Annotated in this window: 9 protein-coding genes; 3 read left to right on the forward strand and 6 right to left on the reverse strand. The window is 69.5% G+C overall.

Annotation, left to right across the window (positions count from 1 at the left end):
• Positions 1 to 17: 17 nt before the first annotated feature.
• The 4 genes from ACIBO2_RS35000 to ACIBO2_RS35015 form a co-directional block, all read right to left on the reverse strand.
• Complete coding sequence (locus tag ACIBO2_RS35000) at positions 18 to 4,073, reverse strand: LamG-like jellyroll fold domain-containing protein (RefSeq protein ID WP_397302494.1); 4,056 nt, start codon at positions 4,071 to 4,073, stop codon at positions 18 to 20.
• 478 nt (positions 4,074 to 4,551) lie between these two features.
• Positions 4,552 to 5,220 (reverse strand): class I SAM-dependent methyltransferase, encoded by a 669-nt coding sequence (locus ACIBO2_RS35005; RefSeq protein WP_397302497.1) that lies wholly within the window; start codon positions 5,218 to 5,220, stop codon positions 4,552 to 4,554.
• Between the two features lie 166 nt (positions 5,221 to 5,386).
• Positions 5,387 to 6,538, reverse strand: a complete 1,152-nt coding sequence (locus tag ACIBO2_RS35010) for a hypothetical protein (protein WP_358552374.1) — start codon at positions 6,536 to 6,538, stop codon at positions 5,387 to 5,389.
• A gap of 201 nt (positions 6,539 to 6,739) precedes the next feature.
• Positions 6,740 to 7,084 (reverse strand): MerR family transcriptional regulator, encoded by a 345-nt coding sequence (locus ACIBO2_RS35015; RefSeq protein ID WP_358552376.1) that lies wholly within the window; start codon positions 7,082 to 7,084, stop codon positions 6,740 to 6,742.
• Positions 7,085 to 7,175: 91 nt separating this feature from the next.
• On the opposite strand from ACIBO2_RS35015, the gene ACIBO2_RS35020 reads away from it, so the two are divergent.
• Positions 7,176 to 7,973, forward strand: coding sequence for an aminotransferase class IV family protein (locus tag ACIBO2_RS35020; protein WP_358552378.1), 798 nt, complete (start codon positions 7,176 to 7,178; stop codon positions 7,971 to 7,973).
• 87 nt (positions 7,974 to 8,060) lie between these two features.
• On the opposite strand, the gene ACIBO2_RS35025 is transcribed toward ACIBO2_RS35020, so the two are convergent.
• Positions 8,061 to 8,801, reverse strand: coding sequence for an SDR family oxidoreductase (locus ACIBO2_RS35025; RefSeq protein ID WP_397302501.1), 741 nt, complete (start codon positions 8,799 to 8,801; stop codon positions 8,061 to 8,063).
• An 85-nt stretch (positions 8,802 to 8,886) separates the two neighbouring features.
• On the opposite strand from ACIBO2_RS35025, the gene ACIBO2_RS35030 reads away from it, so the two are divergent.
• Positions 8,887 to 9,438: a TetR/AcrR family transcriptional regulator gene (locus ACIBO2_RS35030; protein ID WP_358552382.1), complete on the forward strand. Its 552-nt coding sequence runs from the start codon at positions 8,887 to 8,889 to the stop codon at positions 9,436 to 9,438.
• 43 nt (positions 9,439 to 9,481) lie between these two features.
• Here ACIBO2_RS35030 and ACIBO2_RS35035 read toward each other — a convergent pair whose 3' ends face one another.
• Positions 9,482 to 10,687, reverse strand: coding sequence for an ROK family protein (locus tag ACIBO2_RS35035; protein ID WP_397302504.1), 1,206 nt, complete (start codon positions 10,685 to 10,687; stop codon positions 9,482 to 9,484).
• 87 nt (positions 10,688 to 10,774) lie between these two features.
• Here ACIBO2_RS35035 and ACIBO2_RS35040 point away from each other — a divergent pair, with 87 nt between their 5' ends.
• Positions 10,775 to 11,974: a Gfo/Idh/MocA family protein gene (locus ACIBO2_RS35040; RefSeq protein ID WP_397302507.1), complete on the forward strand. Its 1,200-nt coding sequence runs from the start codon at positions 10,775 to 10,777 to the stop codon at positions 11,972 to 11,974.
• The last annotated feature ends 4 nt before the right edge of the window (positions 11,975 to 11,978 follow it).

Genomic DNA, 11,978 nt, shown 5'->3' on the forward strand with positions numbered 1-11,978 from the left:
CGAGATCCCTTTCCTGGTCACAGCCCGGAGGCGACGAAGCCGAGTGAACGGTCGAGGGTCTGGCCCTCGCAGGCGGGGTCGCCCGAGTCGAACAGCTCGTTCCAGCTGGCCCGGCAGCGGAACAGCTCCTTGCCGGTCGCGCCCGGCGCTCCCGGCAAGCCCTGCGGCGGGCTGGTCCAGATGAAGCCGATCCTGCCCACGACGGTCTTGCCCTCGCAGGCCGCGTCGGTCGAGCTGAAGGTGTCGGTGCCGTCCTGACAGCTCATCAGCGCCGTGGTACCGGGAAGCTGCGCGATCGACAACGTCCCGGTGGAGCCCTCGGGGCGGTAGTTCGCCGCGATCCGGCCGGTGGAGCTGGCGTGGTCGTAGGGATATCCGGTGGTGATGTGCCTGACCAGACGGAGATAGCCGCGGGTGTAACCGAGCTCGAACTCCGTCGTCTGGCCCTCGCACCCGGGATCGAGCGAGGCGAAGTGCCCGAAGCCGGGGATCAGGCACCGGTAGACCCGCTGCGCGGGCACCCCGGCGGGCGGCGAGATGTAGAGCCGGCCCACGCTGCCGAGGTTGGTGTAAGTGCCGCAGTCGTGGGCGAGGAAGTAGTCGACCTCCCCGTTGCGGCAGGAGTACACCATTCGTGTGTTGGGCTCGTCCGCGCCGGCGAGCAGGCCGAAGGAGCCCTCCAGATGCGCCGACGGTGGCACCGGCCCGTTCGTCACGATGTGCCGGCCGGTGGCCAGGTTGTTATAGCGGCTGAGCTGGGCGCCGTAGGGCACGTTCCGCCTGGTGATCGGCTTCTGGTACTCCGCCTTGATCTGGTCGGCGGTCCGCACCCCGGTCCACGCGTGCACGTCGTCGATCGCCCCGGCGAACGGCGTGGCCGGCGCCCCAGCCTGCCTGCCCCGCCCCACCTGGAGCGCGCCCGTGGCGTTCACCGTGGCCGTGACCTTCTTCCAGCCGGCCTTGACCCCGTCCACGTAGAGCTGGATTTCCTGGGCCGCCGGGTCGTAGACGCCTGCCAGATGGGTCCACACGCCCGCCTGCGCGCTGTCTCCGGGTTCGACGCTGAGGGCGAGCTGGGTGTCGGTCGCCGACTGCGGCAGCGCGAACGACCACTTGCGCTTCCCGCCGTCGTAGCGGAGCTGGAAGCCGCTGCCCTGCACGGCGTCCTGGCTGAGCACCGTGCGGACCTGGCCGTCGTCCGCGTCCAGCTTGACCCACGCCGTGACGGTGAAGCCGGCGTCCGTACGGAGTGCGGGGCCGGTCGTGGAGAGGGTCTCGGTGCCGCCGCCGAACATCACCGCCCCCGTGCCCACCTTGCCGGTGGTCCAGGAGGCGGCGGCGCCGAGCGTGCCGAGGCGGTAGTTGCCGGACACGTCCTGCGCCGTCGTGCCCGTCCCTTCGTCCAGCGGCAGGAACACCTCCTCCGTCGCCGGGGAGCCGGCCAGGTCGTGGATCTCGTCCAGGGTAAGTGCGCGGTCGTAGACGCGGACCTCGTCCAGCGAGCCGGGCCAGTAGTTCACCGCCTGCCCGCCCACCTGGGCGCGGCCGAGCTGCACGGAGCCGGTCGCCTTCCACGGCGTGAGATGGTCGCCCGTCGTGCCGGGCACGCCGTCCACGTAGATCCTGATCTTCTTGGCGGCGGCGTCGTACATGCCGACGAGGTGCGTCCAGCGGCCCGCGACCGCTGGGCCCGCCGACTCGGCGACGTCGCGTGCGGCGGTGTCGGCGTTCGTCGCCGGCAGCACGAAGTGCCACTTCTTGACGTTCGGGTTGTACTGCAGGAAGAACCCGCTGATCGTGCTGCCGCTCTGGCTCACCGCGGTCCGCCAGTCGGTGTCGAGCCGGTCGAGCTTCACCCAGGCGGAGACGGAGAACGACTTGCTCGTGTCCACGGTGGAGCCGCCTTCCGTGCTCACGTAACCGGTGGCGCCGTCCAACCAGAGCGCGTCACCGTGCCGGCCGGGCGCCCACTTCGCCGGGCCCTTGGTGAAGGTGCCGTGGTGGGCGTTCCTGGAGTCGTCGACCACGGCCGGCTCGGCATAGCCATCGAGCTTCCAGTGCCCGTTGGGCGGCGTGCCTGGGCCGGCCCAGAAGTGGTAGCGGTACTCCGGGCCCACGTCGCCGGCCTTGTCGACGCTGCGCGCGTACAGGTCCATCGGGCCGTCCTCAGGCGGCGTGACCAGCACGTTCGCCGAGCCCGAGCTCGTCTTGACGCTGGAGTAGCCTTCCTGGCCGTACAGGTAGTACTCGAAGCCCGCCACGTCCTCCACGCCGTCGGCGCCCAGCGTGAAGCCGCCCGTGCGGCCGACCCCGCCGCCTCTGTCGCAGGGGTCGTAGTCCGGCGGCGGGCACTCGGGGTAGGTCACCGAGCTGACCTTCGGTGTCTTGTCCGGGGCCTTCCTGTCGATGGTGACGTCACACCACGGGCCCCACGGGCCGAAGTCCACGCCGTCCGCGCCGCGTACCCGGTAGGCCAGCTTCGCCCCGTCGCCGGCGTGCGCCGCAGGAACGTCCACGGTGAAGGCGGAGCCGGAGGACTTGAACTCCGTGGCAGAGCCGCCGAGCTGCGCCCCGAACCTCGTGTACCACTCGAACTGTGCCTGCACCAGCCCGCCGTCCGGATCGGCGACCACCGCCGACAACTTCGGCCCGCGCGGGCCCTTGCTCGGGTCGTTGTCGATGTGCGGGTTCGCGTACGGCTCGTTCGGCTGCACCGCGCAGGACGCGTTCTCCACCGTCTGGCCGGTCGGCGCGCCGGGGTAGCTGTTGTACGTGATGACCAGGCTCGGGTTCGTGCTGAACTTCTTCCACGCGAACTTGTCGCCCTCGTCGGCCGCCTTCAGCATGATCGCCGTGGCCCCGTTGTTGTACGTCACCGCCGCGTTGACCGCCCCGGTCGCGTTGAACCCGACCCAGGCGCCGGGGCAGCTCGCGCTGTAGCCGTGGGCGACGTTGGCCGTGCCCAGCGCGACCGGGCCGCCGCCGGGGAAGGGCTGGTTGTTCCAGGTCGTGCCGCCGCCGACGGGGTTGGTGCCCCACGCCTCGACCGCGCGGGCCGAGCAGGACGGGGCGTAGTTCTCGAAGACGTTGAACTCCGCGCCGAGTACGTGCTTGCCGACCATGAACGAGGCGTCGAACTGGAAGTACGACCTGGCCACGCCGATGCCGTTGCAGCCCGCCCAGTCGCAGAGCCCGACCTTGGCCAGGTTCTCCCCGTCACCGCCCCAGTACGCCTGGCTCGGATGGCCGGACAACGCCAGGGCGAAGCCCGTCCGGCCGGCCGCGAAGTCCGGGTCGATGAACACCGGGAACGTCGCGGCGGGATCGTCCAGCAGCTTGCGATCGGGCCGCAGGACCAGCGCCTTCTTGCCCAGCTCCAGCGCGCCCACGGCCCGCTTGGCGGCCGACGGGGTCGAGTCCCACACCATCGGCGCGCCGGACCCGAAGACCTGCTCGCCCTTCGCGTCGTAGACGGCGATGTTCCCGTCGCCGTCGTCGCGGACCGAGACGCCCCTGGTGTCCAGGCCGAACGTCAGCTTCGACAGCTCCGGGTTGCGCGCCGCCTCCCGGTTCTTGACCACCAGGACCTCGGTGAAGCCCTGTGCCGTCGCGGTCTTCCGCAGGTCAACCCCGCGCAGCACCTCGGGGTAGTTGATGGAGTCGCGGCTCAGCACCGGGTCCGGCAGCGGCTTCGGCCAGCGCAGCTCGATCCGGGCCGCGTCCTCGCCGAGCCGTACCAAAGGCTGGTCCCCGCCGCCCGAGAAGACGACGGGGACCGTGGTCGCGGCCGGCTCCACGCCGCCGCCGGCCCGCACGCGTAACGTCGTGTCCACCGGGACCCAGCCCGCGCCGCGTCGGACGCGGACGGGAACGGTCCGCAGCTCGGCCGTGAACGAGCCGTCCGGGTTGGCGTAGACGTCCCGGGCCTCCGACTGCTCCGCGGGCACCGCGACCCGCTGCCCCGACTTCTTCGCCTGGACGACGGCCCAGGGCGCGGAGCCCGCCGGGTCGTCCGCGATCGCCGCCACCATGGTGTCCCGTGCCGCCTCCGCCGGCGCCGTGACTGGTAACAAACCGGCGAACATGGCCGTTAGCCCCGCTAACGGCGCACGCAACCAACGCCTCACTGCGCCTCCAGAAACTCCTCAGGCAGGCCACTGCTGCCTTCGTGCCGCGACAAGATCGAGCTTCCGGCTCGGAGCGTTCATGCTCCAGGGCAGGAGGCGGACATTTATCGGCCATTTGCCGCGGTCCAGGGCGGAAGATCAATTGCCGCGCTGTGCGTGTTATGCCGCAGAGGAGCACCAGGATGCGTGCGGCCGGGTCACAAGGACGAGATTCGCGTGGAGGTCCTCGTCCCCGCCGGTCGCTTCCGGCATCTCATGAGGGGGATCAGGGAAGCACTTTCAACGGCCTCCCGCTTCAGGACATGTGTCATGCGGGCCCGCCTCCCGGGCGCGGCTTCGCGGTGCGAGCGGCTTTCCCGCCGCGCAATACCAGCGATCCCCCGGGGCCCAGGCGGTCCCGGGGGACGTCGATCAATCCCTGCGATCAGGACGAACAGGCGGCTTGTCTGCGCATCAGCAGGTGGCCGCGGCGGAATCGTTCATCCTCCAAAGGCTCGCGCAACATCCGCCCCACCTCGATGAACTCCTCCTTGCGGGCCAGGTCGGCCAAGTCGTCGATCGGCCACCGGTAGGCCGGCGTGACCTTATGGTCGAACTCCAGCACTGGACCGCCATCGGATTCGAAGAAGCCGAGCAGGAGGTGACCACCCGGAGCCAGCACCCTGCGGAACTCGGCGAAGTACGCCGGCAGCTCCGGCGGTGGGACGTGGATGACCGAGTACCAAGACAGCAGACCGCCCAGCTCGCCGTCGGCCACATCGAAGGCACTCATCGAACCGACCTCGAAACGCAGGTCAGGATGGTCTTTGCGGGCGATCTCGATCAGTGCGGGAGACAGGTCGACGCCGAAGGCGTCCAGCCCGAGGCTACGCAGGTGTGCCGTCATGTACCCGGGACCGCAGCCGGCCTCGGCGACGGGCCGGGGCCCGGTGGCCCGTACGAGTTCGGCGAACACGGCGACGATCGCGCGATCCAGTGGCAGGCGGTCGAGCGAGTCCCGGGCGAGATCGGCATAGAGGTCGGCGACGGCGTCGTAGGCGTCCGCCGTCGCGCTCAGATAAGTCGCGGTCAGGTGGGAGGAGGATTCGGCCATGGCGGACGACTGTAGTTCATCGGTCGGCAAAGGTCGTCGATCATCGACCGGTCGGCGCGTCCGTTCCGTAAGGCCCTCCAGAAAGCGCCGCGGCCTCGCTGCTCTTCGAGGCGGTGCGGATGACGAAGAGCAGCGATGGTCCCGCGGGCGTCACGTGGGAAGAGTCTCAGCCCGTGTAGTCGGTGGTCTGGGTCTGGCCGCTCGGCCACAGATACTTGCCGTGGTCGGCCGTCGTATAGGTGCGGCTGTCGTCTCCCGTACGGGCCTGGATGAGGTTTCGGCGCCAGGTGGAGCCGCGCGCCGATCCGCCCCAGATGTTGCCGTACAGGAAGCCGTACAGCTGCTCGAGCTCCGCTGAGAAGACGTTGTCGGTGACGGTGATGTTCGTGGCGTTGTTGACGTCGCCGATGTGCAAGGCATAACCCCAGCCGGAGACATAGTTGTTCGTGACCGAGATGTGGTCGTACACGCCGCTGCCCTGCAGGGCCAGGCCGTTGGTGTTCCCCACGGAGGCCAGGGTGTTGTGGTCGAGGATCATCGGACCGCCGTTACCTTCGCTCTGCGGGCCGATGCCGTCGTGGTGGTAGACGTCATGCGAGGTGTCGGCCATGTCGTGGATGTAGTTGTTCGTCCACGTCGACGGGCGGCCCGGGAATCCCGTCACCATGATCATGCCCGCGTTGCCCCAGATGTCGTTGTGGTCCATGACGGCCACGGCTTCCTTCATCGTCGTGGCCAGCTGCCAGGACTTCTCGAAGGGCGTGCCGGGCTTGGAGTGGGACGACGAGACGGTGCCGTCGTTGCCGGGAGGCATCGCGTAGGAGTTCGGCTTGAACGTCGAGTAGAGAAACTTGATGTTGTTGTCGGAGTAGATCTGGACGAGGTTGTCATTGGGGTTGGTGCCCTCGAACAGACAGCCGACGAACGTCAGGTTGTCGCCATAGATCAGCACCTTCAAGCCCAGGAAGCGCTTGTAGGAGATGACGCTGTTGTCCGGAAACTCAAGCCTCAGCGGCTCGTCGGCACTCATGCCCGACTCGTAGTCGCTGAGCTTGCCCGGGTACGCGCCCAGGCCCAGCCCTCCGGCGTTGGCCGGGGTGTTGGCGTAGCCGGTGTTCGAGAAGTCCGGCCAGTAGCCGGAGCCGTCGTTGGGGCGGGCGTCGATGGCGCTGACGGTCTCTTCCGCGCCGCTCGTTCGCAAGTCGCCGGGGACGACGCTCGTGGAAAGGGCGGCCGCGAGGAAGGCGAGGGCGAGCGCGGCGGACAGGCAGCTCCGGGCGAGCGAGCGGGCTAACGGGATGCGGCGCCGGTCGTCCACGCCAGCGCGATGCGATGTGTTGATCTCGTGCTCCGATACGGTCGGTTACCGACTCGTGCCGTCCAGCGGCAGAGGCGGTGCTTCTGCATCAGGTGGTGGTCCGGGGTTACCGGTGATTTGTCATGATCACACTGTGCAGGACGTTCCTCCCGCCGCGCCGGGATTTTCAACATTCGGGGCGAGCGCCGCCGTCCTGATCGGTCAGGGCTGGCCGAGGAAGCCCGCCAGGGCGCCGCGGCTGCGCTGGAGATCGTCAATGCGCTTATCCATGGCCTCGAGCTCGCCGTTCAGAATCTCCCAGAGCTCGGCACACCACTCGAAGTCCGGACGCTCGCCGCGCACGCACGGCAACACCACGCGGATCACCTCGGTCGACAGGCCCACCTTCAGCAGCGCGCGCACCTGACGCACGGTGACCACGGAGTCCTCATTGTAGAAGCGATAGCCGTTCGCGCCGCGACCGGCCTCCAGCACTCCCTGTGCCTCGTAGTACCGCAGCAGCCGTGTACTGACCCCGGTGCGCCGCGACAACTCACCGATCAGCATGCGCCGGCTCCACTCCTCGGTTGACCTTGCCATTGATGTCAAGCCCTAACGTCGCTCGGGAAACGCACATTCCATACTGCTGGAGCGAGGTATGTCTTCTTACGTTGTGCAACGTGACGGCCGGGTGGCCGACGCCATGGACCTTGCGCCGCTCGCATTCGCCGGGTACGCGCACTTCACCGCCATGCAGGTGCGCGGCGGCCAGGTTCGGGGGCTGGACCTGCACCTGGAAAGGTTGCGAGCGGCCTCCGCAGCGCTCTTCGGCCGCGCGGTGCCCGACGACCGGGTGCGAGCCCTGTTGCGGGCAGCCGTCCAGGCCGGACCGGCCGACCTCTCTCTGACGGCCACGGCGTTCTCGCCCGCGGGGGAGTTCACGCCGGCGGACGCCGAGCCCGATTTGCTCATCCGTACCGGACCAGCGGCGTCCGGGCCCCGGGGGCCGCTCGCGTTGGCGGTGGTGGAGCATGAACGCGTGCTTCCTGCGGTGAAGCACGTCGGGGAGGTGGCCAAGACGTACTATCTCCGCCAGGCCGTCATGGACGGCTTCGACGACGCCGCCTTCATCGACCGCCGGGGGCGGCTCAGCGAAGCGTCGATCTGGAACCTGGCCTTCTGGGACGGGACCGCGGTGGTGTGGCCAGAAGCTGAGATGTTGACCGGGACCACGATGGGCATCGTCCGCCGGCAGCTGGACCGGCTCGGGGTTCCCCAGCGCGTTCAGCAGATCCGGCCGGCCGACCTGCCAGGAATGGCCGGGGCCGTGGTGATGAACTCGTGGACGCCGGCCGTTCCAGTGCGTCGAATCGGCTCCGTGCCTCTGCCCCACGCGCCGGCCTTCGAGGCGACCCTGCGCCGGGCGTACCAGGCCGAACGGCTCACTACCCCGTAGCGGCTGGGCGGGTCGCGCGTCGACTGTCACTTGCCTGCCGCGCGGCGGGCCATCTATCGCTCACCGACTCAGCAGGCCAGAGCATTCCTAGCCTTGTACGGTCGGGCGGATGGTGACCTCGCCGATCTCGACATCCCGGGGCTGTTCGATCGCGAAGGCGACAACGCGGGCGACGGCCTCCGGCGCGATGCCGAACCCGTCCATGTTGCGGCGGACCTCCTCACGGACCTGCGTGTCGTCGATCGAGCCGGTGAGTTCGGTACGGACGAAGCCCGGCGAGATCGCCGTCGTCCGCAGCACGCCATCGGTCGACTCCTGCCGCAGTCCTTCCAGCAGGGTGCGTACGGCGTTCTTCGTCGCCGCGTAGACCGCCTGCGTAGGCACGATCTTCAGGCCCGACGTCGACACTGTGGTCACCAGATGGCCGTGGCCCTGCCGGCGGAACACCGGCATGGCGGCGGCGATGCCGTACAGCACTCCCCGCAGGTTGACGTCGATCATCGCGTCCCAGCCGTCGACGTCGAGCTCGCTCACGGGGCCGATCCGGGCGATGCCGGCGTTGCCCACCAGCACGTCAAGCCGGCCGAACTCCGCCACGGCCTGGCCGACAAGTCGTTCGAGGTCCCCGCGCCGGGTGACGTCCGTGGCGCAGGCGATGGCACGTCCGCCACGATCGCGGATGTCCCGCGCGAGCTGGTCGAGGCGTTCTGTCCGGCGCGCGCCGAGGACGACCGCCGCGCCGCGCTCGGCGAGCAGGCGTGCCGTGGCCTCACCGATGCCACTGCTCGCTCCGGTGATGGCGACGACCTGGCCTTCGATGGCAGTCATAGGAATCCCCTTCAGATAAAGTGGACACGTGTCCGCTTAACCCGAAGCTACCGGACACGTGTCCGCTTAGCAAAGTAGGGAAGCGATGAACCCAACCGGGCGCCGAGCCGACGCCGCCGACAACCGCGACCGGATCATCCAGGCCGCACGAGCGGTCATCGCGAACGCGGACGAGATCAAGCTCAATGCGATCGCCAAGCAAGCAGGGGTCGGGCAGGGCACCCTCTATCGCCACTTTCCGACCCGGGAGGCGCTGCTCATCGAGGTCTACCGGGAGGAGGTCGACGAGTTGGTGGCGGTAGCGCCGGCACTGCTCGGCGAGCACGAGCCGCTCACGGCGCTGGCTCGCTGGTTCGACCGGGTCGTCGACTACGCGCAGGTCAAACGCGGGGTGTTCGCCGCCGTCGAAGCGTCGGTGTGGCAGGGCCTCGCGGCCCACAGCTTGGGCCCGATCGGTGACGCGCTGACCACTCTCCTCGACGCCGGCAAGGCGGACGGAACCATCCGTTCCGACGTCGACGCCCGTGACGTCATACTCCTCATGGGCTATCTGACCCGCCTTGAGGAGACCGAGTGGGACAGCCGAGCCCGGCACCTGCTCCGCATCGTTCTCGATGGGGTACGAGCTCGCGAATGATCACGAAAGCCATGACCAGGCATCCGTAGCCAAAGGCGAACGGTCATGCCTCGGCGAGCAGGCGGCCCACTCCCGCCTGGCTGAAGGCCTCCCGGCTGGCCAGCGCGATCGCGCCGAAGATCCCCGCGTCGGCGCCGAGCTGGCTCGGCATGATGATGAGCTTGCGCGTGGCCAGCGGCAACGCCTGTTCGTACACCGCGGCGCGCACTCCCGACAGGATCTCGTCCTGCAGCTCGCTCAACGGGCCGCCGAGCACCAGCGTGCGCGGATTCAGCGTGTGGATCAGCATCGCCACCACCTCACCGATGTCGGTGGCCGCCTGGCGGATGCGGTGCAGTGCGCTGGTGTCGCTGTCGGCCACCAGGCGGGCCAGTTCGCGCGAGGCGTGCAGCCGGTCGTCAAACGAGGACGGCGTGATGCCGAGGTCGGCGAGGACCGCCCGATAGCTGGCCACGGCCTCCAGGCAGCCGGTCTTGCCGCATCTGCAGACCACGTCGCGGCGCGTGGGCGCCCGGATGTGCCCGATGTCGCCGGCCGCGCCGTCGGCGCCGCGATGCACCGAGCCGTCGGCCGTCACGATGCCGGCGCCGATGCCCGAGGCGACCTTGATGAACAGCAGGGGCGTGTCGGCCATCTCCTGGGTCGCCTCGCCCAGGGCCATCAGGTTCACGTCGTTGTCCACCGTGACCGCGGCGCCGAACTGCCCGCGCAGGTAGTCCCCGACAGGGTAGGCGTCCCATCCGGGCATGATCGGCGGGCGTACCGCGCAGCCGCGCTGGAAGTCGACCGGTGCCGGCAGGCCCGCGACGACGTGGCGTACCCGAGCCGGATCATGGTCGTGCTCGTCGAGCATCGAGCGCAGCCGCTTGGACACCACGGCCAGCAGTTTCTCGGGACCGCCGTCGACGGACATGTCGACGGTGTCGCGGGCGATGACGGTGCCGCTGAGGTCGGCGATCGCCAGCTGGGTCGCGGAGACGTCCACGTCGGCCACGGCGATGGTACCGGCGCGCGGGCTGATGGTGAGCGCCCGGGGCGGCCGCCCGCGTACGGACTGGCTCGACTCGGTCTCCTCGACGATGCCGAGCTCGATCAGCCTGTCCACCTGCTGGCTCACCGTCGATCGGGCCAGGCCGGTGAGCCGCGCGATAGCCGCGCGGCTGGTCGCCTCGCCGGTGGCGATCATACGGAGCACCTTGCGCAGCGCGATGGCCACAGGTGTCGGCCCGTGCTCGTCGTCTTTTTGCATGCGACGAAACTAAAGACGGCATCTTGTGGCTGTCAATGGCCTCAATCATGCTCTTATACGGCAATACATCTGTCCGGAGGTCTGAACGTGGCGCATCCGCATATCCAAGCCGTGATCGTCGGCGCCGGCTTCATCGGTTCGGTACACGCGGCGGCCGTGCGCGGCGTCGGCGCGACCGTGCGCGGCGTCGTCGGCTCCACTCCGAGCCGTTCGGCCGCGCTCGCCGACGAATGGAACGTCCCGGCGCGCTATTCGGACCTGGCGGCCGTACTCGCCGATGACGCGGTCGACGTGGTGCACATCTGCACGCCGAACGCGCTGCACGCCGACCAGGCGGTGGCGGCGTTGCGGGCCGGCAAGCACGTGATCTGCGAGAAGCCGATCGCGACGTCGCTCGCCGACGCCGAGCGGCTCGCCGCGGTGTCCGCCGAGACCGGCCGGACGCTCGCCGTCCCGTACGTCTACCGCTACCACCCGCTGGTACGCGAGATCCGGGCCCGCCGGATGAGCGGCGACTTCGGCGCCTGGCAGCTCCTGCACGGCAGCTACCTGCAGGACTGGATGCTCGACACCGGCACCACGAACTGGCGCGTCGACGCCGCGCGGGGCGGGCCCTCCCGCGCCTTCGCCGACGTCGGATCGCACTGGTGCGACCTCGTCGAGTGGGTGGCCGGGGTGCGGTTCCACGAGGTGACGGCCCGGCTCGGCGTCACCATCCCGGCGCGCCCGGCGGGCAGCGGCGACACTTTCAGTGCGAATGGTCCGGACAGTGGAACGAGCAGTCCGGACGGTCCGGAGAGCGGGACGTACGGAGCGGCAGCGGACGGACTGCGGCCGGTCTCGACCGAGGACGTCGCCGCCGTCCTGCTGCGGACGGCCGACGGGGTCCTGGGCTCGCTGACGGTGTCGCAGGTCTCCGCCGGCCGCAAGAACCGCCTCTGGTTCGAACTCGACGGCGCGGACGGCAGCGCCGTCTTCGATCAGGAGAACCCCGAGTCGGTGTGGCTCGGCGACGCCGACGGCGCCCGGCTGCTCCTACGGGACCCGGGCCGGGGATCGGCCGAGCAGCGCCGCCTGGCCACGCTTCCGCCGGGACACTCCCAGGGGTACGGCGACTGCTTCCGCGCCTTCGTCAACGACGCCTACTCGGCCATGGTCGGCCACCAGGTGGAGGGACTGCCGACGGCCGCCGACGGTGTCCGCTCGGCGCACCTGATCGACGCGGTGCTGCGGGCCAACGACAGCCTCGCCTGGACCGTGGTCGAGCAGGCCCCAGCACGCATGTGAGACA

Origin of the sequence: Nonomuraea sp. NPDC050022 (genome assembly GCF_044460705.1) — a bacterium.
Lineage (GTDB): Bacteria > Actinomycetota > Actinomycetes > Streptosporangiales > Streptosporangiaceae > Nonomuraea.